The 25877-nt window shown below is 62.3% G+C and carries 23 protein-coding genes, 4 tRNA genes and 1 pseudogene; 5 read left to right on the forward strand and 23 right to left on the reverse strand.

Annotation, left to right across the window (positions count from 1 at the left end; all coding sequences use genetic code 11):
- Nucleotides 1–17 precede the first annotated feature (17 nt).
- From H0I86_RS27165 to rluD, 8 genes and pseudogenes are all read right to left on the reverse strand, one after another.
- Nucleotides 18–163: pseudogene (locus tag H0I86_RS27165) on the reverse strand (IS3 family transposase); the annotation flags it as partial.
- A 158-nt stretch (nt 164–321) separates the two neighbouring features.
- Nucleotides 322–398: transfer RNA gene (locus H0I86_RS27170), tRNA-Pro, on the reverse strand.
- 93 nt (nt 399–491) lie between these two features.
- Nucleotides 492–567: transfer RNA gene (locus H0I86_RS27175), tRNA-Lys, on the reverse strand.
- A 5-nt stretch (nt 568–572) separates the two neighbouring features.
- A tRNA-Pro gene (locus tag H0I86_RS27180) sits at nt 573–649 on the reverse strand.
- A 9-nt stretch (nt 650–658) separates the two neighbouring features.
- Nucleotides 659–734, reverse strand: a tRNA-Asn gene (locus tag H0I86_RS27185).
- Nucleotides 735–1040: 306 nt separating this feature from the next.
- A complete protein-coding gene (clpB, locus tag H0I86_RS27190) occupies nt 1041–3605 on the reverse strand; it encodes an ATP-dependent chaperone ClpB (RefSeq protein WP_180922845.1) in 2565 nt (854 codons plus the stop codon).
- Nucleotides 3606–3735: 130 nt separating this feature from the next.
- Entirely contained in the window at nt 3736–4461 is a 726-nt protein-coding gene (gene pgeF, locus H0I86_RS27195) for a peptidoglycan editing factor PgeF (protein WP_180922846.1), read from the reverse strand.
- The gene (gene rluD / locus H0I86_RS27200; protein WP_009050933.1) at nt 4458–5420 is read right to left on the reverse strand and encodes a 23S rRNA pseudouridine(1911/1915/1917) synthase RluD; all 963 of its coding nucleotides are present in this window, start codon (nt 5418–5420) and stop codon (nt 4458–4460) included. The genes pgeF and rluD overlap by 4 nt, the downstream gene beginning before the upstream one ends.
- 152 nt (nt 5421–5572) lie before the next feature.
- On the opposite strand from rluD, the gene H0I86_RS27205 reads away from it, so the two are divergent.
- The 3 genes from H0I86_RS27205 to H0I86_RS27215 all read left to right on the forward strand — a co-directional run bounded on the left by H0I86_RS27205 (nt 5573) and on the right by H0I86_RS27215 (nt 8574).
- On the forward strand, nt 5573–6595 hold the full coding sequence (locus H0I86_RS27205; protein WP_009050934.1) for an outer membrane protein assembly factor BamD: 1023 nt from the start codon (nt 5573–5575) through the stop codon (nt 6593–6595).
- 133 nt (nt 6596–6728) lie between these two features.
- Nucleotides 6729–6962, forward strand: a complete 234-nt coding sequence (locus H0I86_RS27210; protein ID WP_007924721.1) for a PP0621 family protein — start codon at nt 6729–6731, stop codon at nt 6960–6962.
- 283 nt (nt 6963–7245) lie between these two features.
- Nucleotides 7246–8574, forward strand: a complete 1329-nt coding sequence (locus H0I86_RS27215; protein WP_180922847.1) for a sigma-54-dependent transcriptional regulator — start codon at nt 7246–7248, stop codon at nt 8572–8574.
- Here the strand turns inward: H0I86_RS27215 and thiO are convergent.
- The 7 genes from thiO to H0I86_RS27250 are packed head-to-tail and all read right to left on the reverse strand — an operon-like array spanning nt 8571 to nt 15313.
- Entirely contained in the window at nt 8571–9671 is a 1101-nt protein-coding gene (thiO, locus tag H0I86_RS27220) for a glycine oxidase ThiO (RefSeq protein WP_180922848.1), read from the reverse strand. The two genes, H0I86_RS27215 and thiO, sit on opposite strands and share 4 nt — an antisense overlap.
- Before the next feature lie 54 nt (nt 9672–9725).
- Nucleotides 9726–10127: a type IV pilin protein gene (locus H0I86_RS27225; RefSeq protein WP_009050937.1), complete on the reverse strand. Its 402-nt coding sequence runs from the start codon at nt 10125–10127 to the stop codon at nt 9726–9728.
- Between the two features lie 13 nt (nt 10128–10140).
- Entirely contained in the window at nt 10141–13212 is a 3072-nt protein-coding gene (locus tag H0I86_RS27230) for a pilus assembly protein (protein WP_180922849.1), read from the reverse strand.
- Nucleotides 13199–13675 (reverse strand): pilus assembly PilX family protein, encoded by a 477-nt coding sequence (locus H0I86_RS27235; RefSeq protein WP_238534107.1) that lies wholly within the window; start codon nt 13673–13675, stop codon nt 13199–13201. Before H0I86_RS27235 ends, H0I86_RS27230 begins: the two co-directional genes overlap by 14 nt.
- Before the next feature lie 11 nt (nt 13676–13686).
- On the reverse strand, nt 13687–14397 hold the full coding sequence (locus tag H0I86_RS27240) for a PilW family protein (protein WP_180922850.1): 711 nt from the start codon (nt 14395–14397) through the stop codon (nt 13687–13689).
- Entirely contained in the window at nt 14394–14846 is a 453-nt protein-coding gene (pilV, locus tag H0I86_RS27245) for a type IV pilus modification protein PilV (RefSeq protein WP_180922851.1), read from the reverse strand. Before pilV ends, H0I86_RS27240 begins: the two co-directional genes overlap by 4 nt.
- A complete protein-coding gene (locus H0I86_RS27250) occupies nt 14843–15313 on the reverse strand; it encodes a GspH/FimT family pseudopilin (RefSeq protein ID WP_180922852.1) in 471 nt (156 codons plus the stop codon). Before H0I86_RS27250 ends, pilV begins: the two co-directional genes overlap by 4 nt.
- Before the next feature lie 133 nt (nt 15314–15446).
- Here H0I86_RS27250 and H0I86_RS27255 point away from each other — a divergent pair, with 133 nt between their 5' ends.
- Nucleotides 15447–15971 carry a GspH/FimT family pseudopilin gene (locus H0I86_RS27255; RefSeq protein WP_180922853.1) on the forward strand — a complete coding sequence of 175 codons (525 nt, stop codon included), beginning with the start codon at nt 15447–15449 and terminating at the stop codon, nt 15969–15971.
- Here H0I86_RS27255 and ispH read toward each other — a convergent pair whose 3' ends face one another.
- The 6 genes from ispH to murJ form a co-directional block, all read right to left on the reverse strand.
- Nucleotides 15972–16919 (reverse strand): 4-hydroxy-3-methylbut-2-enyl diphosphate reductase, encoded by a 948-nt coding sequence (ispH, locus tag H0I86_RS27260; protein ID WP_180922854.1) that lies wholly within the window; start codon nt 16917–16919, stop codon nt 15972–15974.
- A 123-nt stretch (nt 16920–17042) separates the two neighbouring features.
- Complete coding sequence (gene fkpB, locus H0I86_RS27265; protein ID WP_172834888.1) at nt 17043–17480, reverse strand: FKBP-type peptidyl-prolyl cis-trans isomerase; 438 nt, start codon at nt 17478–17480, stop codon at nt 17043–17045.
- A 7-nt stretch (nt 17481–17487) separates the two neighbouring features.
- Nucleotides 17488–18000 (reverse strand): signal peptidase II, encoded by a 513-nt coding sequence (gene lspA, locus H0I86_RS27270; RefSeq protein ID WP_180922855.1) that lies wholly within the window; start codon nt 17998–18000, stop codon nt 17488–17490.
- On the reverse strand, nt 17993–20824 hold the full coding sequence (ileS, locus tag H0I86_RS27275) for an isoleucine--tRNA ligase (protein WP_180922856.1): 2832 nt from the start codon (nt 20822–20824) through the stop codon (nt 17993–17995). The genes lspA and ileS overlap by 8 nt, the downstream gene beginning before the upstream one ends.
- A 13-nt stretch (nt 20825–20837) precedes the next feature.
- Complete coding sequence (ribF, locus tag H0I86_RS27280) at nt 20838–21782, reverse strand: bifunctional riboflavin kinase/FAD synthetase (RefSeq protein WP_180922857.1); 945 nt, start codon at nt 21780–21782, stop codon at nt 20838–20840.
- Between the two features lie 129 nt (nt 21783–21911).
- Complete coding sequence (gene murJ, locus H0I86_RS27285; RefSeq protein ID WP_180922858.1) at nt 21912–23450, reverse strand: murein biosynthesis integral membrane protein MurJ; 1539 nt, start codon at nt 23448–23450, stop codon at nt 21912–21914.
- A 253-nt stretch (nt 23451–23703) separates the two neighbouring features.
- Here murJ and rpsT point away from each other — a divergent pair, with 253 nt between their 5' ends.
- A complete protein-coding gene (gene rpsT, locus H0I86_RS27290) occupies nt 23704–23982 on the forward strand; it encodes a 30S ribosomal protein S20 (protein WP_009050949.1) in 279 nt (92 codons plus the stop codon).
- Between the two features lie 154 nt (nt 23983–24136).
- Here rpsT and H0I86_RS27295 read toward each other — a convergent pair whose 3' ends face one another.
- Nucleotides 24137–24601 carry a CreA family protein gene (locus tag H0I86_RS27295; RefSeq protein ID WP_180922859.1) on the reverse strand — a complete coding sequence of 155 codons (465 nt, stop codon included), beginning with the start codon at nt 24599–24601 and terminating at the stop codon, nt 24137–24139.
- Nucleotides 24602–24611: 10 nt separating this feature from the next.
- Nucleotides 24612–25730 (reverse strand): glutamate 5-kinase, encoded by a 1119-nt coding sequence (gene proB, locus H0I86_RS27300; RefSeq protein ID WP_007924743.1) that lies wholly within the window; start codon nt 25728–25730, stop codon nt 24612–24614.
- Between the last annotated feature and the right edge of the window lie 147 nt (nt 25731–25877).

Genomic DNA, 25877 nt, shown 5'->3' on the forward strand with positions numbered 1-25877 from the left:
GGCGAGCCAGTATGTCCGCCTGCGCTCCAATCCTGCCGACCATGCTTTGTATACAGCCACATCAGAACGGTCGTCTTGCCTTGAATGCTGTAGCGCGCCTGAGCCTCTTTATGACTCAGCTCGCCTTTTCAACATGGTCGACGACCGACAATTTAAAAGTCAGCGTGTAGCCTCACTGACTGCGCCTTTTCCCGCTTCCATCACGCCCTCCTGAGAAGAGATCAGAAGGTGTAAACCTTATTCAGGAAGAGACAGACACAACCGACGCCGAATTCCGGGCAAAAAAAATCCCCGTATCTTTCGATACGAGGATTTTCAGTATGGTCGGGGTAAGGGGATTCGAACTCCTGACATCCTGCTCCCAAAGCAGGCGCGCTACCGGACTGCGCTATACCCCGGTAAAAAAAAGGCACCTTTTAAAGGCGCCTTCTGCGAACAGAGCTTTTGGCGTCTGATCTTAAGATTCGATTCCAGCGAACTGGTCTCAAAAATGGTGGGTCGTGTGGGATTCGAACCTACGACCAATTGGTTAAAAGCCAACTGCTCTACCAACTGAGCTAACGACCCAAATATGGTCGGGGTAAGGGGATTCGAACTCCTGACATCCTGCTCCCAAAGCAGGCGCGCTACCGGACTGCGCTATACCCCGGTTTGAAATTGGCTCCGTGACCAGGACTCGAACCTGGGACCCAATGATTAACAGTCATTTGCTCTACCGACTGAGCTATCACGGAACTGAACATTTCAAGTTTACAACAGGCTTTTATTTCTAGAAGCCTCCTCGTCGACCTGGTCCGTATCGCTACGTTCATGTCTCTGAGGCGCGCTATTCTACAATCTTAAAAACCTCTGTCAACCCCCTAAATTGCTTTCAAGACAATGATTTGCAACTTATTTCAGTTTTTTCCTCAGGGAGGAAAAACCCTTGGGGTGACGTACTGCGGGGCGCACTTTACAAGCCTTTGCCTTACAGTTCAACGCCCTATGCAAAAAAAGGCCTCGCAATGCGAGGCCTCCTTCACAACGACGCCCTATCCGGCTCAGACGAAGACGATTTCGTCGTTTTCCACCTTGGCCGTCACAGTGGCTCCCGGCAGGAAACTGCCAGACAGAATCAACTGCGCCAGCGGGTTCTCGATCCAGCGCTGGATCGCTCGTTTGAGCGGACGCGCGCCATAGACCGGGTCGTAGCCCACGGCAATCAGTTTGTCCAAGGCCTCGCCACTCAGCTCCAGCTTGAGCTCTCGCTCGGCCAGGCGGGCGCGCAGGCGTCCCAGTTGGATCTCGGTGATGCCGGCGATCTGGTCCCGGGCCAATGGCTCGAAGATCACCACTTCGTCGATCCGGTTGATGAACTCCGGACGGAAATGGCTCGACACCGCATCCATCACCGCCGCCCGCTGTGCTTCGCGATCCCCCACCAGCTCCTGGATCTGCACCGAACCCAGGTTGGAGGTCATGACGATCACCGTATTACGGAAATCCACGGTACGCCCGTGGCTGTCCGTCAGGCGGCCGTCTTCCAGCACCTGCAGCAGGATGTTGAACACGTCTGGATGGGCCTTCTCGACCTCGTCCAGCAGGATCACCGAATAAGGCTTACGGCGCACCGCCTCGGTCAGGTAACCGCCCTCCTCGTAGCCGACGTAGCCTGGAGGCGCACCGATCAACCGAGCCACGGAATGTTTCTCCATGAATTCGGACATATCGATCCGTACCATCGCCTCTTCGGTATCGAAAAGGAATTCGGCCAGCGCCTTGCACAGCTCGGTTTTACCCACACCGGTCGGGCCGAGGAACATGAACGAGCCACTTGGCCGGTTCGGATCGGACAATCCAGCACGGGAACGCCGCACGGCATTGGCTACCGCCACCACGGCTTCGTTCTGGCCGATGACACGCTGGTGCAGCAGGCTTTCCATCTTCAGCAGCTTGTCGCGCTCACCTTCGAGCATCTTCGACACCGGAATACCGGTCCACTTGGACACGACTTCGGCGATTTCCTCTTCAGTCACCTTGCTGCGCAACAGCTGGTTCTCGCTTTGGCCATGCTGGTCGACCATCTGCAGGCTGCGCTCCAGGTCCGGGATCACCCCGTACTGCAACTCGGCCATGCGGTTCAGGTCGCCTTTGCGGCGCGCGGCTTCCAGTTCCTGGCGGGACTGCTCGATCTTCTGCTGAATCTGCGCCGAGCCTTGCACCTCGGCCTTCTCCGAAGTCCAGACTTCTTCCAGGTCAGCGTATTCGCGCTCCAGGCGGGTGATTTCCTCCTGGAGTTTCTCCAGGCGCTTGATCGCCGCTTCGTCGTCTTCCTTCTTCAGGGCCTGGGACTCAACCTTCAGTTGAATCAGGCGCCGTTCCAGACGGTCCAGCACTTCCGGCTTGGAGTCGATCTCCATGCGGATACGGCTGGCGGCTTCGTCGATCAGGTCGATCGCCTTGTCCGGCAACTGTCGGTCGGTAATGTAGCGATGGCTGAGCTTGGCCGCGGCAATGATCGCGCCGTCGGTGATCGCCACCTTGTGGTGCACCTCATAACGCTCTTTCAGGCCACGCAGGATGGCGATGGTGTCTTCTTCGCTCGGCTCATCCACCAGGACTTTCTGGAAGCGCCGCTCGAGGGCCGCGTCTTTCTCTATATATTGACGGTACTCGTTGAGCGTGGTGGCGCCGACGCAATGCAACTCGCCCCGGGCCAGGGCCGGCTTGAGCATGTTGCCCGCATCCATCGAGCCTTCGCCCTTGCCGGCGCCAACCATGGTGTGCAGTTCGTCGATGAACAGAATGATCTGCCCTTCCTGCTTGGAGAGCTCGTTGAGCAGGGATTTCAGGCGTTCTTCGAACTCGCCGCGGTACTTGGCGCCCGCGATCAGCGCGCCCATGTCCAGGGACAGCAGGCGCTTGCCTTTCAGGCCGTCCGGCACTTCGCCATTGATGATGCGCTGGGCCAGGCCTTCGGCAATCGCGGTTTTACCCACGCCAGGCTCACCGATCAGCACCGGGTTGTTCTTGGTCCGGCGTTGCAGCACCTGGATGGTCCGGCGAATTTCGTCGTCACGACCGATCACCGGGTCGAGCTTGCCGTCCTCGGCACGCTTGGTCAGGTCGACGGTGTATTTATCCAGGGCCTGGCGCGACTCCTCGACGTTGGCGTCATTCACCGCCTCGCCGCCACGCAGGTTATTGATGGCGTTTTCCAGCGCTTTCTTGCTGACGCCCTGGCCCAGCAGCAATTTGCCGAGCTTGCTGTTTTCGTCCATGGCCGCCAGCAGCACCAGCTCGCTGGAGATGAACTGGTCGCCCTTCTGTTGCGCCAGGCGATCGGCCTGGTTCAGCAGGCGCGCCAGATCCTGCGACATGTTCACGTCGCCGGTGGGGTTCTGGATTTTCGGCAAGTGATCAAGCTCTTTGCTCAACTCCTTGCGCAGGCTGTTCACGTCGAAGCCCACTTGCATCAGCAGCGGCTTGATCGAACCGCCCTGCTGTTCGAGCAGGGCCTGCATCAAGTGCGCCGGCTCGATGGCCGGATGGTCGAGGCCGACCGCCAGGGATTGAGAATCGGATAATGCCAGCTGCAGCTTGCTGGTTAATCGGTCTATACGCATTAGTCACCTTCCTTTTGAGCAGGTCGGAGCGATGGACACACCTAAATAGAGAAACCTGCCAGATACCCCTGTAGATGCGGTCGATTCTGGAAGATTCAAGCCTGTCGAGCTTGACACAGGTCAGAAAAGTCTAGCGTTCGAGCCAGATCAGGGAGGCGAAACGCCCGGTGCGCGGGCTGCGGCGGTAGGAATAGAAACGCGGATCGCTCACGGTGCAGAAACCACCGCCATACACGGCCGTGACGCCGCATGCCGCCAGGCGCAGGCGGGCCAGTGTATAGATGTCAGCCATGAGCTTGCCGGGATTGTGGCTCGGCACAAAGGCCTGCTCGGTTTGCGGCAAGTGGCGGACGAGCGCCTCACGGACTTCCGGCCCGACCTCGAAGGCTTGCGGACCGATGGCCGGCCCCAGCCAGACCAGTACATCCTCAGGCACAACCTTCAGGCTATCGAGTGTCGCCTCCAGCACTCCGGCCGCCAGCCCGCGCCAACCGGCATGGGCCGCTGCCACACGAGTACCGGCGCGGTCGCAGAACAGCGCTGGCAGGCAGTCGGCGGTCATGGCACTACAGGCGATGCCGGGCGTGGCCGTCCAGCTGGCATCGGCGGTGACGACGACGGACGGATCCGCCTCGACCACATCAATACCGTGGACCTGCTTCAGCCAGGCCGGTTGTATGGAGAAACGATCGGTCAGGCGCCGGCGATTTTCGGCTACCGCCTGCGGATCGTCGTCGACATGATCGCCCAGGTTGAGGCTGTCGAACGGCGCCAGACTGACGCCGCCCGCACGGGTGGTGACGCAGGCTTTGACCCCGGCCGGCGCAGGCCAGTCAGGAATCAGCCAGTCATTCATCCGACGAAGGCCTCGCGGTCCTGCTTGAGCAGGGTCAGCAGCCAGACGAAGTCTTCCGGCAGCGGCGATTCCCAGCTCATGCGTTCACCGGTGGTCGGATGATCCAGCTCCAGGAAACGCGCATGCAACGCCTGACGCGGGAAGTGTTTCAGGGATTCGACCATGGTCGGGCTCGCCGCCGGCGGAATACGGAAGCGGCCGCCGTAGGCCGGATCGCCAACCAACGGGAAGTTGATGTGTGCCATGTGCACGCGAATCTGGTGGGTACGACCGGTTTCCAGCTTGACCCGCACATGGGTGTGGGAACGGAAACGCTCGAGCACGCGGTAATGGCTGACGGCCTGCTTGCCACCTTCCATCACGGCCATGCGTTGGCGCTGCTGGCCATGCCGGCCGATCGGCGCATTGATCTTGCCACCGGCGGTGACCACACCGATCACGATGCATTCATAGATGCGGCTGACGCTGCGGCTCTGCAACTGGGCGACCAGCTGGGTCTGCGCCTGGATGGTCTTGGCCACCACCATCAGACCGGTGGTGTCCTTGTCCAGGCGATGGACGATGCCGGCGCGCGGCACGTTGATGATGTCCGGGACATGGTGCAGCAGGGCATTGAGCAGCGTGCCATCGGCGTGACCGGCGGCGGGGTGGACCACCAGGCCGGCAGGCTTGTTGATGACCAGGATATCGTCGTCTTCATAGACGATATCCAGCTCGATGTCCTGAGCGATCCATTCTCCCTGAGCTTCCTGCTCGGCGGTCAGCTCAAGAACCGCGCCGCCATGGACGATGTCTCGCGGGCGGATAACCGCTCCATCCACAGTCAGGCGGCCGTCTTTGATCCAGGCGGAAAGGCGCGAGCGCGAGTGCTCAGCGAATAATTGGGCGGCGACTTGATCGAGGCGTTGGCCGCCCAGTTCGGACGGCACCTCTGCGCGAAGTTCAATTTTATCGGACATGCTCAGACTAGGCGTCGGCACAGCCTTTGGTTTCGGCTGCGCGCTTGTGGTTAAATACGGCGTCTTTTGCCCCGAGGCTTTTTCAACGGGGCGCTCATCATAACAGGACGGCCCCGCCCAAGACAGCGGCCGTCATAGGGACGCAAGCCGCCATGCAAGTGAAACACCTGCTGCTGATCGCCATCCTCGCACTGACCGCTGCTTGCTCATCGAAGGAAGTCGTTGACGAAAACCTGAGCGAGGTCGAGCTGTACCAGCAGGCGCAGACCGACCTGGACAACAACAGCTATACCAGCGCCACAGCCAAGCTCAAGGCCCTGGAGTCGCGCTATCCGTTCGGCCGCTACGCGGATCAGGCACAACTCGAACTGATCTATGCCAACTACAAGAACGCCGAGCCGGAGGCTGCCAAGTCCGCCGCCGAGCGTTTCATCCGCCTGCATCCACAACACCCGAACGTGGACTACGCCTACTACCTCAAGGGCCTGACCTCCTTCGACCAGGACGTCGGCCTGCTGGCGCGCTTCCTGCCGCTGGACATGACCAAGCGTGACCCGGGTGCCGCGCGCGACTCCTACAACGAGTTCGCCCAGCTCACCAGCCGCTTCCCGAACAGCCGCTACGCGCCGGACGCCAAGCAGCGCATGATCTACCTGCGCAACCTGCTGGCCTCCTACGAGATCCACGTGGCCGATTACTACCTGACCCGTCAGGCCTATGTAGCCGCCGCCAACCGTGGCCGTTACGTGGTGGAAAACTTCCAGGAAACCCCGTCGGTGGCCGATGGCCTGGCGGTGATGACCGAGGCTTACCAGCGTCTGCACCTGGACGAACTGGCCGCCACCAGCCTGGAAACCCTGAAGCTCAACTACCCCGATCACCCAAGCCTGGTCGACGGCCAGTTCGTGCCACGGGTCGCCGAGGCGGACAACCGCTCCTGGCTGAGCAAGGCCACCCTGGGCCTGATCGAGTCCCGTCCACCGCTGCCGCCGGGAGAAACCCGCGCCAACCAGGACGTGATGAAGCAATACCAGGACGCCAAGGACGCAATTCCGGCCGAGCTCAAGCCTAAAGACGCCAATGGCGACGCTGTCGAAGAAGAACAGCACGAAGCCGAAGGCAACAACAGCGACCGCTCGTGGTTCAGCTACATGACCTTCGGCGTGTTCGACTGACACCGCCGCGGTTAGCCAAAAGGGAGACTTTCGAGTCTCCCTTTTTTGTCCGCGGATTTCAGCGCTGATTGCACTGTGCGCCTGGCATGACCTTGGCTAAACTGCCGGTTCCTCACTCACATAGCTGGCTACCATGCTTCGTTTACTGTTCTGGATCGCCCTGATTGCCGCTGCGGTATGGCTCTGGCGCAAATTCAAGCAGCCCGCCTCCGGCACCGCTGCTCCCCGCGAACCCAGCACCACGCCCATGGTGCGCTGTGCCCATTGCGGCGTGCACCTGCCCCGTGACCGGGCGCTGAGCCTCGAGCAACAGTGGTATTGCAGCCAGGCCCACCTGGAGCAAGGCCCGATCTCCCGAGATCGCTGAGCCTCAACCGACAGCGGTGCAGATGACGTCGAAAGCGCGTTGTTTGCACCGCTGAATAATTCGCTACAAAAAAGCCTCCAGCCCACTCTCGTCTCGCATCCGGGCGGCAACCCTCGGCAAACCGGGGATATCACCCTGCGCGTCACCTTGAATCCGACCAACAGCCCTGCCCCGCCCGGCTCTGAACGGGGTCAACGATCTCAAGCCTGCCTAGACTTCACGACACGCCAGGATGGCGGGTGCTCTTGCACCTCTTTCGCTCACGGATGAAGCAGTAAGCAGCATGGGCCCACGGCAAAAAATCCTGATCGTCGATGACGATCCAGGCATTCGCGAATATCTGGAAATCAGCCTCGGCCGGATGCAACGCCATACCCGCAGCGCCCGTACCCTGGGCGAAGCGCGTCACTGGCTGGCCCGGGAAGGTTTCGACCTGTGCCTGAGCGACCTGCATCTGCCCGACGGCACGGGTCTGGAATTACTCGAGCATATACAGCGCCATCGGCTGCGAATGCCGCTGGCCATCCTCAGCACCTGCCCCCACCAGGAAACCGCGGTCCAAGCCCTGAAGGCCGGCGCCATCGACTTCCTGAGCAAACCCGTGGCCCTGGCGCGCCTGCGTGAGCTGTTGAATGGCGCCCTGCCCGGATCGGCACCAGCGAACCCTGCTACCGGCCCACTGCTCGGCGATTCGACCTCCATGCATAAACTGCGCGTGCAGATCGGTAAGCTGGCCCAGAGTCAGGCCTCGGTCTATATCAGCGGAGAGTCCGGCAGCGGCAAGGAGCTGGTCGCTCGCGCGATCCACGACCAGGGACCACGGGCCAGCCGGGCCTTCGTGCCGATCAACTGCGGGGCCATTCCACCGGAACTGATGGAGAGCGAGTTTTTCGGCCATCGCAAAGGCAGCTTCAGCGGCGCCATCGAAGACAAGCCCGGCCTGTTCCAGGCAGCGCATGGCGGCACGCTGTTTCTCGATGAGGTGGCCGATCTGCCGCTGGCGATGCAGGTCAAATTGCTCCGTGCGCTCCAGGAGAAAGCGGTGCGCTGTGTCGGCGGGCAGCAGGAGGTCCAGGTCGATGTGCGCATTCTCTGCGCCACCCACAAGACGCTGCAGGCGGAAGTGCATGCCGGGCGCTTTCGCCAGGATCTCTACTACCGCCTCAACGTGATCGAGCTGGCGGTGCCACCGCTACGGGCGCGCAAGGCTGATATCGAACCCTTGGCCACAGCCATCCTCGAGCGCCTGGCGCAGGGCAATGGCCAACAGTTGGCGCGGCTCCAGCCAGGCGCGCTGCTGGCGCTTCAGGGCTACGACTTTCCCGGCAACGTGCGCGAGCTGGAGAACCTGCTCGAACGGGCGCACACCCTGTGCGAGAACCGGCAGATCGAAGCACGCGACCTGCAACTGACACCAAACGGCGCACACCCGGCCATCGCGCCCGGCCCTGCACAGGTGATCGACCTTGAAGGTTATCTGCAGGAAGTCGAGCGCCGGCTGATCCTCCAGGCCCTGGAGCACACCCGCTGGAACCGCACGGCGGCGGCCCAGCGCTTGAGCCTGTCGTTCCGTTCGATGCGCTACAGACTGAAGAAACTCGGCCTGGATTAAATTCGCCCACGGGGCGCATAAGGCGCCGGATCGATGATCGGCTCCCGGCCCAACATCAGGTCGGTGAACAGCTGGCAGGACGCCGGCGCCAGGACCAAGCCATTGCGGTAGTGCCCGCAGTTCAGCCACAGCCCCTCCAGCCCCGGAACCGGGCCGATATAGGGAATGCCCTCGGGCGAGCCCGGACGCAAGCCCGCCCAATGCCCCTCCACCTCGGCCTGCGCCAGCGCCGGGATCAGTTCGATGGCCGAAGCCTTCAGGCTTTCCAGAGCGGACGAAGTAGGGGTCTTGTCGAAGCCTTCGTACTCCAGGGTACTGCCGATCAGGATGTGGCCGTCGCGCCGGGGAATCGCGTAACGCCCCTTGGCCAGGACCATGCAGGAAAGAAAGTCCGAGGCGCACTTGTAGAGGATCATCTGGCCTTTGACCGGTTCCACCGGCAATGCCAGGCCCAGGCTCTTGAGCAATTCGCCGCTCCAGGCCCCTGCCGCCAGCACCATCTGGTCGCCACGGATTTCGCCCAGGGAGGTCTGCACCCCGAGGACTCGCTCACCCTCGCGGATAAACCCGCTGACTTCGCAGTGCTCGTGAATGGTCACCGCCGGCAGGGCCGACAGGGCGGCCTTCAACGACTTGACCAGGCGCGGATTGCGCACGTTGGCCACGTCGGCCATGTAGATCGCCCGCGAAAAACCACCGCCCAGCACCGGCACCGCGTCATGAGCCACCGAGATATCCACAGCGCTCAATGGGCGCTGCTCGCGCCGGGCCCAGGCCAGCGCTTCGGCTTCGTCGTCCAGGTCCAGCCAGTACAGGCCGGTGGTGTGCACCTCGGGATCGACCCCGGTCGTGGCGAAAAGACGCTCGGCCAGCTGTGGATAAAAGTCCTGCGACCAATGCGCCAGCGCCGTGACCGCCGGGCTGTAGCGCCAGGGATACAGCGGCGAGACGATCCCGCCGCCGGCCCAGGAGGATTCCTGGCCGACATTCGAGCGCTCGAGCAGCACCACCTGCTGCCCGGCGGACGCCAGGTTGAACGCAGTCAGCAGGCCGATCACTCCACCGCCGACAATCACCACTTGCTGTTGCTTTGCCATAGTCCAGTCCAGGAAGTAAAAACACCGGGCGCCACCCGCACCCGACAAGGTTGCTCAGCGTCCCCAGCAGTCTTTGCTGGTCACCCCGTCGGCCATATTGTTGTTGCCCATGGCACCGGTGTGGCTAAGGGTGAACTCGCCGCACTTGTCGCCGGCCATCATGCTCTCGCTTTTCGGCGTCGCGGTCAGGGTGAAGCTCTGGTCGGCCAGCACTGGCGTGATGCTGTAGTCGTCGTTGCCGGCGCTGAGGCCCGGAGCGTTGCTGTAGACACCGCCCTTGGAGTGAAAACGCTCGAGGCTCTGTGCCTGCTCCGACAGCAGGCCGGCGATTTGCGTGCGATGGGTTTTCTTCACGTACTCGGTGATGCTGGGAAGGCTCAGGGTGACGACGAGCCCGATGATCGCAATCACGATCATGATTTCGATCAGGGTAAAACCTTGGTTGGATCTACGCATGCCTCACTCTCACTTACTGTATTTGTCGCCACATGATGCGACGGCTGCCACCGCCCGGTTTCTCGACCAGGGAGGTGATGCCGCCGCTGGAATCGCTGACAATTTTGCGGGTAGCGCGGTTAAGCACAGCGCTCAACGCAGGAATGCCGCCGGTGAAGATGACGCCGCTGGAAGGCGTGTCCAGGCCATCGACCACTTCATCGCCATTGGTGTCGAGCACCGCGTCATTGAGCATCTTACCGCTGAATGCCTCCAGCTCGACCAATTTGCCGTTGCCCGCGCTGGAACAAGGGTCATTCGCCTCGACGGCAGCGGTGCTGAAGACAATGCGACCTGCCACCAGCGTCGCTGGGTTGATGACCCGCTCACCGCTCGACGCCTCCCCCAGCGGTAGGTACCAGCCCTGCTCGGCCGGATAATTGACGTCCGCCTGGGTGCTGGTGATATAGGAGCCCGCGCTGCCGGCAAACAGCCCGGTGATTGCTTGCGCCTGCAGATCAGCCACGGTGATCCGACCCTCCCTTTCCGGGGCATCCCAGACCGCGTAGAAGCCCTGGGCATCCTTGCTGCGCTTGTCGGCCAGCTCGCTGAGTTTGCCGGTGCCGAACAGCGCCAGCTTGCCGCCCTCGGGATGATCCACCAGCAATGGCTGCGCGGTGATCGGCTGGGTCGCGCCACCCGGAGCGCTGAACAGCGGAGCACCGCCAAAGGCCAGGCCCCAGCTGTCCGGCGCCGAACCGCTCAAATCGAACTTCCACAGATGGCCCTGGAGGTCGCCACCATAGGCCGCCTGGACCACATTCTGGCTGTCCACCCACAACTTCACCGAAGACAAGCCGTTCTCCTGCCCATTGCCATCGACCGGGATTTTCCTGATCAGCGAGCCATCGCGAATATCCACCACATACAAGGCAGCGACCCCGGAATGGCTGCCATAACCATTGCCGATGAAGGCCGCCCAGCGCCCGTCGGCCAAGCGTGCCACTTCCGGGCGAGCGTAGGCATAACCCAGGTCATTGAACGGGTGATTGATATCGGCTAACGCAGGCGCGGCGATTTCCCATAGCGCCTGGGGCGTATTGCCGGCCTGGCCATACAGCTGCACCGCGTAAAACACCTTGCCGCCGGCCCCCGTGCCCGCCAGCGCCAGGGTTGCCCAGGCCGTGCCGAGCTGGGCATCGACGACCGTCACCGGTCCATCGGCCAGGAACCGGTGACGATCGCCATTGGCATAGCCGGGGTCGGCGATGTGATGCAGCAGCGGCAAGGCACTGGAGGGCATATAAGCGTAGAGGCGCCGGCCATTCTCCGCGTCGATCAGCGAAAGCAGGCCGTCATTGGTGTTGACCAGCAGGCTCGGGGTCATGCCTTGGGCCTTGCTCGCCAGATAGGCGCTGTAGCCGCTATCGCCCTGTAGATCGGCGGCGTCCTGCGCGGTCGGCGCCGCCATGACCAGCGGCGAGTTGACAATGTCCCCCAGTAATCGGGTACGCACCTTGAGCCCTGCCCGGTTAGCCCCCTGGCCCCAGGCCAATAGATCGACTGCGCTGATGCCGGGCGGCAGATCCTGGGAGAGCGCGGCCTGCTGTGCGCCGGACAGCTGGTCATGGCGCAAGGCAACGGCGGTGCGGGTGGCGCTGTTCCAGGTCTGGAAGATCCCCGGCGATGCATCGGGAACCAGGGTCGAGTCCGTGCTCCATAGCGGCGTTCCAGTGTCGACCGCACCAGCAGGGCTGATGCCGTACGCCCTGATGGTGCCGTGCCAATCGGTGGGGTCATAAGACGCCTGGAAATAACTCGAACCGCTGGCCAGCCCTGCGGCCCCCGCCGCGGCGTTCCCCGCCTGGGCCGCGGAAGCCGAAACCTCGCCCAGGGCCGAGGCCAGTGCGGCCTCGAGCCCCACCTTGTCAGTCACCGGGTAGAACTTGCCCCGGCCATAGTTCGCCGCATCCGCCAGCATGGGGTACTGCGCGTTGAGACCGATGGTGTAGGTATTCATATGCTGTTGCGCGAAACCCGCCGAATCCCAGCTTTTCCCCGCGATATCCAGGCCTGCTGCGCGCATGTCGACATCCACCGCCAGCTTGGCGATGTCGTCCAGATACAGGCTGCTGCCCTCCTCGTTACCGCCAGGATCAATGCCGTCATTGGGCACCCCGTCCCAATCGGGCAGGCTGGCCGCCCCTTGCGGCTCACGGGAGGGAAAACTGTGGTCGTAACTGGGCAGGCCATCGGTCACCACCAGGCCGTAATTGCGCTGGCAGCGGTACTGTATCGGGCTGCCATAGGTGGACGGCGTGCTGTTGTAGTAAGGCGTCAGGCCCCGAAAATAACGACTGATCTCGTAATAGGTTTCCGCCAGCGGCGCCTCGGCCGAGGCCCTGAGCCCGCCGATGGCGGACAGCAATGCCTGGTAGTTAGCATCGGCCTGAACCTGGCTGACCTGGTCGCTGAGCGGTGCCAGATCGCTGATGGCGCGCACAATACGCCCGCCCGGCGCCAGATCGCCGCCCGCTGGCGGGTTGAAGCTCGCCAGGCCGATGCGCAGCGCGCGGTTGTCAGCCACCAGCTTGCTGGCGGCCTCACGAACCAGGGTCATCCGGTCCTGAGCGGGAATCGAGCCATCGGTGAAATCCCGGTCGCTGCCGTCGGCCAGGGCAAGCAGATAGGCCAGGTAAGCAGCCGAATAACGGGTGCTGCCACGCCCCGCCGGATCAGGCAGCTTGAGGCACTGCGGCCGGGCATTGTCGCGGTAGAACCCGACATAACCGCTGGCGCAGCCCGCCTGGCTCAGCGTTGAAAGGGCCATCGAATCCGCGCTAGGACTGGCTCCGGGCAGGCATTCGCCGGCCTGCATCCGGCACGGCCTGACCGGCGCCCGCGCCAGCCCGGGATCGAACCCCGGGGCATAGACGATGCTGTTCATGCTCTGCGAGTCGTCGAGCAGCAGCATCACATTCGGCGCCACCGCCGCCGCATTCGCCAACGGGGCCTGGACCGGGGTGAAGCCGTAGGCCGGGGCACTCAGGTACAGGCCCAGCAAAGCGCCAGCCAGCAATCCCCCAGGCTTTTCAGTACTTGGCATAGATGCTCTCCAGCACGCTGCGCGAATGGCCGGCCAGCCCGACGGCGGTCACCCGGTACAGGGTCGCCGAAGTGTTGCTCGGCACATTGACCGCCCCCAGCGTCGTACCAATGTTCTGCACCCCGTAAAAGCCGTTACCGGTGGCGATCCAGGTCACGCCCGAATGGCCGTTGTGGCCCGCGGCGCTGATGACCGTGGATTCGCCGGGCGGTGCGCACTGGCCGCCGGTACAGACCGGCAACGAATAACTGTCCTGCTGCACCGCGCTCTCGCCAATGCGCAGGGCCATCTCCGCCGCCTGGAATGACTGATTGCGCAGCCACAGGCCGCCGGACATCTTTTCCTGCAACGTGGCGTTCTGCATCGACGAGATGCCGATCAAGGTCAGCAGCAACAGGAACACCAGGCTCATCAACAACGCCATGCCGCGCTGCGCCCCGGGAGCCGTTCGGTACGAGGTCATCGGCAACTCACTCACAGCAGGCGATTGCGCAAGGCGGCCACCACATTGAACGTCTGCGGCCGCACGCGCGCCTGGGGATCGCTCAGGGTCAGGCTCAAGCGCACGCTGCGGATCCGCGCCGGGTCGCCTGGATCGCGACTGTAGCGGGAGGCTGCGATATCCGTGGCGGTACTGGCGATGCCGAACGACACATCGAAGGCGCTGACATTGTTCACCAACACCGCCTGACTGGAGCCGGTACCAGTGCCCATCAGCAGTTGATCGTTCTTCAGGCTGTACACCAGGCGCCGCACCGCAAACGCCTGCTGCCCCGTGGGGGCCTTGCGGGCACCGGTGTAGGCGGTGGCGCTGTTGCGGCAGTCGCTCAGCACGGTCCAGGTCGGGGCGCCACCGTTGTCGCCGATATCGGCCGTGACCAGCGTCAGCCGGTGGTTGGCATTGTCCCAGCGGATTGGTGTTTGTGCATGGCCGGCGAAGTCCGAGGCGGTGCTGGCATCGGCGATGCTCTGCAGGCAGCCGAACATGCCCACCATGCGTATTTCCTGGATCATCTTGCTCAGCACGAAACGCGCGTCCTCTTGCAGGCCGGCCGAGGCGTTCTGGCTGAGGTAGGTGTTTTTGGCCGAGATGAAAATCTGCGTCACACCCAAGGCCACGATCAGGCTCAACACCAGCGCCACCAGCATTTCGATCAGGCCGAAACCGCTGTTCCCACACCTCATTGCTTGCCTCCCGGATCCACCGCCACCCGGCTGCTCAGGACAAAACTGCGGGAGCCTTCAGGCTGGGCAGAGGCATGGGCGGCGCGGGAGTCATCCCAGGCGATGCTGATGGTGAACACGCCCTGCTTGAGGCTGATATGGCCCTCGGCGCTCGGCCCGCCGAAACTCTCGACATTGCGCTTGAAGTCATACAGGTCCTGGTCGCGAACCACGCTGAAATTGCCGGTATCGGGCGCCGCCACGGTGTAGTCCGCGGCGCTGTTGGCGCGGATGCGGTCGAGCATGTCATAGGCGATGAAGCTGGCCTGGCTGGTCATCAATGCACTGTCGGTATAACGCAGGGCATTAAGCTGGACCGCCGCCGCACCGAGCAGGCCCACGCCGAGAATCAGCACCGCCACCAGCACCTCGATCAGCGTCATCCCGGCCTGCACGCTCCTGTCCGTCATTGGCACTCCCCGTTTACCGCTAGCCGTCCATTCAGGCACAGCGTGATCGTCCTGTGTTGCCCGCCCAGCACATAGGTCATGACCGGCGGAACCGCTGCCGATACGCCACCCAGCGCGCTGAATCCGATGCTGTCGAATTCAGAGGTTAGCGTCAGCCGGGCGCCGCGACTGACCGCGGGAACAACCCGCAATACATTCGTCGCCGGTCCGTCGCCTTGATAAATCGACAGCCCCCGGCTCCAGTCCGAATCCACGGCGGCCGGGCGCAGATGAATGGGCACGCCACGGTCGATCGCCTCCAGACGCGCGTAATTCAAGCTGTGCAGCAGTTCGCTGATGTCGCTGTCGGCCTTGGCGCGCTGCGCCATCTGACTGAATGCCGGAACCACCAGGGTCAACAAAACCGCCGAAACTGCCAGGGCGACCAGCAATTCGATCAGCGTGAACCCTTCTGTGCGGTAACGCATGCCATCCCCTTGAGCGGCCAGCGGCTATAACTGGCTCTAGCACTTCGAACCTTCATAGACCGAAGGTTCGCGGTTTTGCTCAATGGCCGGACAAGGATTGTCCGGGCCTGCCGCACTCCATGGAGGGAGAACCATGCCGCAGAAGGGTTTCAGCCTGATCGAAATAATCGTGGGCCTGGCGCTTGCCAGCCTGCTGATGCTGTTCGCCACCACCTCATTCGGGGAATTGTTCCAGTCGACACGCCGGCTGGATGCCGCACAGATGCTTGCCAGCGGTATCCGCAATGCGCGCACCGAAGCCATCCTGCGCCAGCAGCGAATCGTCATTCACGGGTTGAACGACGACTGGAGCCAGGGTTGGCGGATCATTCTGGATGTCAGTGGCGAGGGCTCGCAGGACAGCGATAATCCGGTGCTGCTCGAACGCCGGGGAGACGCCCGGGTGGCGATTGTCGGCAATCGCCCGGTGCAGCATTTCGTGCGTTTCAGTGGCCTGGGCGATCCGCTGCTGCCCAGCGGGGCCTTTCAGGCCGGGACGCTGCACATCTGCGGGGCCGATCCAGGAACGAGCCAGCACCAGGTGGTGCTTTCCCGCAGCGGGCGGGTCAGCCTGCGCAGCGACAAGGCCGCGCAGGCGTTATGCGACAGGCAGGGCTGATCAGAGCAGCGAACGAACGCGCAACTCTTTGGGCATGGAGAAGGTGATGTTTTCTTCGCGGCCGGCCAGTTCGTCCGCGCCGGTGGCGCCCCAGGCATGCAGCTGCTCGATCACGCCACGTACCAGCACCTCGGGAGCCGAAGCCCCGGCGGTGATGCCGACGCGCTCGACGCCGTCGAACCAGCTGCGCTGCATATCCTCGGCACCGTCGATCAGGTACGCCGGGGTGGCCATGCGCTCGGCCAGTTCACGCAGGCGGTTGGAGTTGGAGCTGTTCGGGCTGCCCACCACCAGCACCACATCGCACTCGTCGGCCAGTTGCTTGACCGCGTCCTGACGGTTCTGCGTGGCGTAGCAGATATCGTCCTTGCGTGGCCCGCCAATGGCCGGGAAACGCTGGCGCAGGGCATCGATGACCCGGCTGGTGTCGTCCATCGACAAGGTGGTCTGGGTCACGAACGCCAGCTTTTCAGGATTGCGCACCTGCAGTTCGGCGACGTCTTTCTCGTCTTCCACCAGGTAGATCGCGCCGCCATTGCTGGCGTCGTACTGGCCCATGGTGCCTTCGACTTCCGGGTGGCCGGCATGGCCGATCAGGATGCATTCGCGACCGTCGCGGCTGTAGCGCGCCACTTCGATATGCACCTTGGTCACCAGCGGGCAGGTCGCATCGAAGACTTTCAGGCCACGGCCCGCCGCTTCGCTGCGCACGGCCTGGGAAACGCCGTGGGCGCTGAAGATCACGATGACGTCATCCGGCACCTGGTCCAGCTCCTCGACAAAGATCGCTCCACGAGCGCGCAGGTCTTCGACGACAAACTTGTTGTGCACCACTTCATGACGCACGTAGATCGGCGGTCCGAAGACCTCCAGGGCACGATTGACGATTTCGATCGCGCGGTCCACGCCAGCGCAGAAGCCACGGGGGTTGGCGAGTTTGATTTGCATGCTGTGCCTCGTGTCTTGCGGGCAAGGAATATTCGGTGCAACCGCTTCGCGATTGCTCGCTGGCCTGTTCGCGTCTACAGCAACCCTGTGGAGACTGTAGACGCGAGCCGGCTCGCGATGCCTTTAAAGCGCTTTAACGTCGATGATCTCGACATCAAAGGTCAAGGTTTTACCGGCCAACGGATGGTTGAAGTCAACCGTCACCTGGGCGTCGTCAAAGGCTTTGACCACGCCTGGCAGCTCGGTATTCGCCGCATCGTTGAAGATCACCAGCAGGCCTTCGGACAGCTCCATATCCTGGAACTGCGAACGCGGGATGATCTGCACGTTTTGCGGGTTCGGCTGGCCAAAGGCGTTTTCCGGCTCGATGGTCAGGCTGCGCTTGTCGCCCGCCTTGAAACCGAACAGGGCGGCTTCAAAACCTGGCAACAGGTTGCCATCACCGACCTTGAAGGTCGCCGGGGCCTTGTCGAAAGTGCTGTCCACCGTGTCGCCGTTCTCCAGGCGCAATGCGAAATGCAAAGTGACTTCCGTGTTCTGGCCGATGCGTTGTTCAGCCAATACCTGTTCAGTCATGAACGGCTTCTCCGGTTTTCTTGCTTTTGAACATATCCAGCGCAAGCATCACCGCACCCACGCTGATGGCGCTGTCGGCGAAGTTGAACGCCGGGAAATACCAGCGGTCCTGCCAATGCACCAGGATGAAATCGATCACATGGCCCAGGGCGATGCGGTCGTACAGGTTGCCCAGCGCGCCACCCAGCACCAGTGCCAGGGCGACCGCCAGCCAGGTTTCGTTGCGCCCCAGGCGCTTGAGCCAGACCACCAGCACCGCGCTGACCACTACCGCGATCAGGGCGAACAACCAGCGTTGCCAGCCCGAGCTGTCCGCCAGGAAGCTGAACGCCGCGCCGGTGTTATAGGCCAGGGTCCAGCTGAAGTAATCCGGGATCACCACGATCTGCTGGTACATCGACAGCGAGCTTTCGAAGTGCAGCTTGCTGGCCTGGTCGATGACCAGGACCAGCACGCTCAACCACAGCCAGCCCAGACGGCCGAAACGGCCCGTGGCATTAGGCATAGTGACGAACCTCGCCTTCGCCGCTGATGTTGTCGACGCAGCGACCGCAGATTTCCGGGTGCTCAGGGTGCACGCCGACATCTTCACGGCAGTGCCAGCAACGGGCGCACTTGGCGAAGCTCGACTTGACCACTTTCAGCTTGAGGCCGGCGACTTCGGTTTCCACCGCATCCGCCGGTGCCTGCGCGAAAGGCGCGACGCTGGCGGTGGAGGTGATCAGCACGAAGCGCAGCTCGTTGCTCAGCTTGGCCAGGTCGGCGCTCAGCGCGTCTTCGGCATACAGGGTCACTTCGGCTTGCAGGTTGCCACCGACGGCCTTGGCCGCGCGCTGGATCTCCATTTCCTTGTTGACCGCGACCTTGACCGCCATGATCCGCTCCCAGTAGGCACGGTCCAGCTCGAAGCCTTCCGGCAGCTCGCTGAGGCCCTGGTACCAGGTGTTGAGCATTACCGACTCGTTGCGCTCGCCCGGCAGGTACTGCCACAGCTCGTCGGCGGTGAAGGCGAGGATCGGCGCGATCCAGCGCACCAGCGCTTCGGAGATGTGGAACAGCGCGGTCTGGCACGAACGACGGGCCTTGCTGTTGGCGCCGGTGGTGTACTGGCGGTCCTTGATGATGTCCAGGTAGAAACCGCCCAGCTCCTGCACGCAGAAGTTGTGCACCTTGGAGTAGACGTTCCAGAAGCGGTATTCGCCGTAGTGCAGTTCCAGCTCGCGCTGCAGCAGCAGGGTACGGTCCACGGCCCAACGGTCCAGGGCGAGCATTTCTTCGGCCGGCAGGATATCGGTGGCCGGGTTGAAGCCGCTCAGGTTGGAAAGCAGGAAGCGCGCGGTGTTGCGGATACGCCGGTAGGCGTCGGCGCTGCGCTGCAGGATCTGGTCGGAAACCGCCATTTCACCGGAGTAGTCGGTGGCCGAGACCCACAGGCGCATGATGTCGGCGCCCAGGGTGTCGTTGACCTTCTGCGGCGCGATCACGTTGCCCAGGGACTTGGACATCTTGCGGCCGTTCTCGTCGACGGTGAAACCGTGGGTCAGCAGTTCGCGATACGGCGCATTGCCATCGATCGCGCAGCCGGTCAGCAGGGACGAGTGGAACCAGCCGCGGTGCTGGTCGGAACCTTCCAGGTACAGGTCGGCACGCGGACCGCTGGTGTGGCCCATCGGGTGCGAGCCACGCAGTACGTGCCAATGCGTGGTACCGGAGTCGAACCAGACGTCCAGGGTGTCGCTGATCTTGTCGTATTGCGAGGCTTCATCGCCCAGCAACTCGGCCGCGTCCATCTTGAACCAGGCCTCGATGCCTTCCAGCTCGACGCGTTGGGCAACGATCTCCATCAGCTCGACGGTGCGTGGGTGCAGCTCGCCGCTTTCCTTGTGCAGGAAGAACGGGATCGGCACGCCCCAGTTGCGCTGACGGGAGATGCACCAGTCCGGACGGTTGGCGATCATCGAATGCAGGCGCGCCTGGCCCCAGGCCGGAACGAACTGAGTCTCTTCGATGGCCTGCAACGCGCGCTGGCGCAGGGTGTTGCCGCTGGCTGGCTGCTTGTCCATGCCGACGAACCACTGCGCGGTGGCGCGGTAGATCAGCGGGGTCTTGTGACGCCAGCAGTGCATGTAGCTGTGGCTGATGGTTTCGGTGTGCAGCAGCGCACCGACTTCAGTCAGCTTGTCGACGATGGCCGGGTTGGCCTTCCAGATGAACTGACCGCCGAAGAACTCCAGCGAGCTGGCGTACACGCCGTTGCTCTGCACGGGGTTGAGGATGTCGTCGTTGACCATGCCGTAACGCTTGCAGGTCACGAAGTCGTCTTCGCCGTAGGCCGGCGACGAGTGAACCACGCCGGTACCAGCGCCCAGTTCGACGTAGTCAGCCAGGTACACAGGCGACAGGCGATCGTAGAACGGGTGACGGAAGTTGATCAGCTCCAGCGCCGAACCCGGGGCGGTGGCGATCACCGAGCCTTCCAGGTTGTAGCGGGCCAGGCAGGACTCCACCAGCTCTTCGGCCAGGACCAGCAGCTTGTCGCCAGCATCGACCAGGGCGTAGTTGAACTCAGGGTGAACGTTCAAGGCCTGGTTGGCCGGGATGGTCCACGGAGTGGTGGTCCAGATCACGATCGAAGCCGGCTTGCTCAGCTTGGCCAGGCCAAAGGCGGCGGCCAGCTTGTCTGCGTCGGCGATCGGGAAGGCCACGTCGATGGTCGAGGACTTCTTGTCCTGGTACTCGACTTCCGCTTCAGCCAGGGCCGAGCCGCAGTCGAAACACCAGTTCACCGGCTTGAGGCCCTTGAACACGAAACCGCCCTTGACCATTTCCGCCAGGGCACGGATTTCCCCGGCTTCGTTGGCAAAATCCATGGTCTTGTACGGGTTGGCCCAGTCGCCCAGCACACCCAGGCGGATAAACTCGGCCTTCTGGCCTTCGATCTGCTCGGTGGCGTAGGCGCGGCACAGCTCACGGGTCTTGTCCGAGGACAGGTTCTTGCCGTGGGTAACCTCGACCTTGTGCTCGATCGGCAGGCCGTGGCAGTCCCAGCCCGGAACATAAGGCGCGTCGAAGCCCGCCAGGGTCTTCGAGCGGATGATCATGTCCTTGAGAATCTTGTTGACCGCATGACCGATGTGAATCGAGCCGTTGGCGTAGGGCGGGCCGTCGTGAAGAACGAACTTCGGACGATCCTTGCCAATTTCGCGCAACTTACCGTACAGGCCAATGCTGTCCCAGCGCTGCAGAATCTGCGGTTCGCGCTGAGGCAGGCCGGCCTTCATTGGGAAGGCGGTGTCCGGAAGGTTTAGCGTGGCTTTATAGTCGGTCATTTAAGGCTCTTCATTAGCGATTGGCGCTATGGGTACGTGCAACTTCGGCACGGGCGGCGGCGACATCCGCGTTGATCGCCGTCTTCAGCGCCTCCAGAGAGGCGAAACGCTGCTCTTCACGCAGCTTGTGGTGGAAAACCACCGTCAAACGCCGGTCATACAGATCGCCGGCAAAATCTAAAAGATGGACTTCCAGGTGGGCCTTGCCATCACCTGCCACCGTCGGCCGCACGCCAATGTTGGCGACGCCCGGCCAGGTCTTGCCGTCGATGTCGACATTGACCAGGTACACCCCGGACAGCGGTACACGGCGGCGCTTGAGCTGCACATTGATGGTCGGCGTACCTAATTGGCGCGCCAGCTTCTGTCCGTGCAGGACCCGCCCGGCGATGCGGAACGGGCGACCGAGCAGACGCTCGGCCAATACGAAATCGGCAGCCGCCAGGGCATTGCGGACCTGGGTGCTGCTGACGCGCAGGCCATCCAGCTCGACAGTCTGCGCGGCCTCGACGGTAAAACCGTGGGTGATACCGGCCTTTTGCAGGAAGTCGAAGTCACCGACCCGGTCGCAACCAAAACGAAAATCGTCGCCGACTTCCAGATGTTGCACACCCAGGCCATCGACCAGGATGGTCTCGACGAATTCGCTGGCACTGAGCTTGCTCAAGCGCTGGTTGAACGCCAGGCACAAGACCCGGTCGACGCCCTCCTCGGCCAACAGATGCAACTTGTCGCGCAAGCGTGACAGACGGGCCGGAGCGGTATCCGGAGCGAAGAATTCGCGCGGCTGCGGCTCGAATATCACCACGCAGCTGGGCACGCCCAACTCAAGCGCGCGCTCACGCAGCCGGCCCAGGATAGCCTGGTGACCACGGTGAACACCGTCGAAGTTGCCAATAGTGGCGACACAGCCCCGATGCTGGGGGCGCAGGTTGTGGAGGCCTCGGACCAGCTGCATAACGCGCTTCTTGCTCATAAAGTGGTCGATTATAACCACACCCGACGGCCGGTGACAGGCAACAGCACGCGCCAAAGTGATCGAACCGACAAAACCACTGCCTCGCTGGCGTTCAAGCGCCCCTGGACCTTAGTGCAACGCCTTGCGATTGAAGTCGCGCAGGCGGAAACCGAACAAGGCCAGCATGCCGAAATAGGCCACTACGCCCGCCACCACCAGCACGCCCAGACGCAGGAAACGCGCAAGCATATGCCCCTGATCCCAGGCCGGCATGAACTGCATCAGCCCCAACAACACCGCCGACATCACGCTCACCGCAACGACCAGCTTGAGGGCGAACTTGCCCCACCCAGGCTGCGGCAGGAACATCTGCTGTTTGCGCAGTTGATAGAACAGCAGACCGGCGTTGATACAGGCCCCGGCGCTGATCGCCAGCGCCAGGCCCGCATGCTTCAGCGGACCGATGAACGCCAGGTTCAGCAGTTGCGTGACGATCAGCGTGAAAATCGCGATTTTCACCGGAGTACGGATGTTCTGCTGGGCATAGAAGCCCGGCGCCAGCACCTTGATCACAATGATCGCGAGCAAGCCAACCGAATACGCGACCAGCGCCCGCTGGGTCATCGACGCATCGAAGGCGCTGAACTGGCCGTACTGGAACAGCGACACCGTCAACGGCTCGGCCAGAATCCCCAGCGCCAGCGCGCAAGGCAGCACCAGCATGAAGCACAGGCGCAGGCCCCAATCGAGAATCCGCGAATATTCATGCCGGTCCTTGTTGGCGTAAGTCTTGGCCAACGTCGGCAGCAGGATGGTGCCCAGCGCTACCCCCAGAACCCCCGAAGGCAGCTCCATCAGGCGATCGGCGTAGTACATCCAGGACACCGAGCCAGCCACCAGGAACGAGGCAAAGATGGTGTTGATGATCAGCGAAATCTGGCTTACCGAGACCCCGAGAATGGCCGGCAGCATCTGCTTCAGCACCCGCCAGACCCCGGTGTCGCGCAGGCTCAGGCGTGGCAGCACGAGCATGCCGATCTTTTTCAGGTGCGGCAGTTGATACAACAACTGCGCCAGGCCACCTGCCAGCACCGCCCAGCCCAGGGCCATGACCGGCGGATCGAAATAAGGTGTCAGGAACACCGAAAAGACGATCATGGCGACGTTCAACAACGTCGGCACGAACGCCGGAACCGAAAAGCGGTTCCAGGTATTGAGGATCGCCCCCGCCAGGGAGGACAACGAGATCAGCAATATATAAGGAAAGGTCACGCGCAACAGATCGGTGGTCAGCGTGAATTTTTCCGGGGTGTCGACAAAGCCTGGCGCCGTCGCCCAGATCACCCAGGGCGCGGCGATGATCCCCAGCGCCGTCACCAACGCCAGCACCAGGGTCAGCAGGCCGGACACATAGGCAATAAAGGTACGGGTCGCTTCCTCTCCCTGCTGGCCTTTGTATTCCGCCAGGATCGGCACGAAGGCCTGGGAAAAGGCGCCCTCGGCGAAGATGCGGCGCAGCAGGTTGGGTAGCTTGAAGGCGATGAAGAAGGCGTCCGTCGCCATGCCAGCGCCGAACGTACGCGCAATGATGGTATCGCGCACGAACCCCAGAACCCGGGAAAGCATGGTGATAGAGCTGACAGCGGCCAACGACTTGAGCAGGTTCATTGAAAGGTTTTTTGCCTGTAGATAAACAGCAGGCGAACAATGCGCCCACTTGTGCGATACTCCGCGCCGCAACAGCACAGAGCCAAAGCTCGCGAGTTTACAGGTCAAGCGCCGGAAATAAATATCCCGCCTCTTCAGATCCAACCACTCAGCGGAACGCATCAGCTGCCCTTGACAAGCCTTCAACTCATCGGCATGATTCGCGGCCTATTTTGTTTGCTATTTCCCAAAAAGTCTTTCGAGGAGCTCGACGGTGGCCAACTCACCTTCCGCCAAAAAACGTGCAAAACAGGCTGAGAAGCGTCGCAGCCACAACGCCAGCCTGCGTTCCATGGTTCGTACCTACATCAAGAATGTAGTTAAAGCCATCGACGCAAAAGACGCTGAAAAAGCGCAAGCTGCTTATGTTCTGGCCGTGCCAGTTATCGACCGCATGGCCGATAAAGGCATCATCCACAAGAACAAAGCTGCTCGCCATAAAGGCCGCCTGAATGGCCACATCAAGGCTCTGAAGCTCGCTGCTGCAGCCTAAGCGACACGCTTGTTAAAAAACCGACCCCAGGGTCGGTTTTTTATTGCCTGCGATTTGCTGCCTTGACTACCGAACCGCTATCGCCAGCAATCGAGCGTCGACCGGCCACCCCTACAGGAATAACGCAACCTGCAGGAGCAAACCCTAAAAGCCTTTACGGAGTCTGCGCCCAAGGCAGGATAGGAATCGCCGTCACCGCATTCTGCGGACTACCCTCGATCAACCGATCGCTATAGACCAGGTACACCAGGGTATTGCGCTTCTTGTCGAGGAAACGCACCACCTGCATGGTCTTGAACACCAGCGAAGTGCGCTCCTTGAACACCTCGTCACCATCCTTGAGCTCACCCTTGAAGCTGATCGGCCCGACCTGCCGACAGGCGATGGAGGCCTCGGCACGATCCTCCGCCAGACCCAGTCCGCCCTTGACGCCACCGGTCTTGGCACGCGACAGGTAGCAGGTCACGCCTTCCACCTTCGGATCATCGAAAGCCTCGACCACAATGCGGTCGTTGGGCCCGACAAACTTGAACACCGTCGACACTTGGCCGATTTCTTCAGCGGAGGCCAGCAGCGGCATCGCCAGCAGCAACCCCAACAACCCTTTTGCTACACACATTGATTTTTCCTTAGACCAGAATCAGGTTGTCACGGTGAACCAGCTCGGGCTCAGCCATGTACCCCAACAAACCGACAATCGCGTCAGAGGACTGACCGATGATTTTCTGCGCTTCCAGAGCGCTGTAGTTGGCCAGGCCGCGAGCGATTTCACGCCCGTCCGGCGCCACGCACACCACCATTTCGCCACGACGGAAGCTACCCTGAACCAGCTTGACCCCCACCGGCAGCAAGCTCTTGTTACCTTGGGACAAGGCCGACACAGCACCATCATCCAGCACCAGGGTGCCACGGGTTTGCAGGTGCCCAGCCAGCCATTGCTTGCGCGCCGCCAGCATGCCGCGCTCGGGTGACAGCAAGGTACCCAGGCGCTCGCCCGCCTTGAGGCGATCCAGCACCCGCTCCAGACGCCCACCGACAATGATGGTGTGCGCCCCGGAACGGGCCGCCAGACGCGCCGCGCGCAGCTTGGTCTGCATGCCGCCACGCCCCAGCGCACCACCGGTACCGCCCGCCACCGCGTCCAGCGCCGGATCGTCGGCACGCGCCTCGTAAATCAGCTGGGCGTCGGGATTGTTACGCGGATCGGCATCGAACATGCCGTCGCGGTCGGTGAGAATCACCAGCAGATCGGCCTCGACCAGGTTGGCCACCAGGGCCGCCAGGGTGTCGTTGTCGCCGAAGCGGATCTCATCGGTAACCACGGTGTCGTTTTCATTGATGACCGGAATCACCTTGAGCTCCACCAGCGCACGCAAGGTGCTGCGGGCGTTCAGGTAGCGCTTGCGATCGGACAGGTCGTCATGGGTCAGCAGGATCTGCGCGGTGTGCAAGCCGTGCTCGGCAAAGCTCGACTCCCAGGCCTGCACCAGGCCCATCTGGCCAATGGCCGCGGCCGCCTGCAGCTCATGCATCGCACTCGGTCGTGCGGTCCAGCCCAGGCGACTCATGCCGGCGGCGACCGCGCCGGAGGAAACCAATACCAGCTCGACGCCAGCCTCATGCAAGGCCACCATCTGCTCGACCCAAACTCCCATTGCCGCGCGATCCAGCCCTTTGCCGTCCGCCGTCAGCAGCGCGCTGCCGATCTTCACGACCCAGCGCTGCGCACCTGTCACCTTACTCCGCATCTTCTTCAACCTTAGCTTGAGAGCCACGCGACCGAGCGCGCCCATAAGTTATTCGTGGCTACGTTTCTTGATACTAAGCTTCTTGATACTACGTTTCCTGGATACTAAAACGCCGCTCAGTGAGCGGCGCTTGTAGTTTACTGCAAC

This window comes from Pseudomonas chlororaphis subsp. aurantiaca, assembly GCF_013466605.1.
In the GTDB taxonomy this organism is placed as follows: domain Bacteria; phylum Pseudomonadota; class Gammaproteobacteria; order Pseudomonadales; family Pseudomonadaceae; genus Aquipseudomonas; species Aquipseudomonas chlororaphis_I.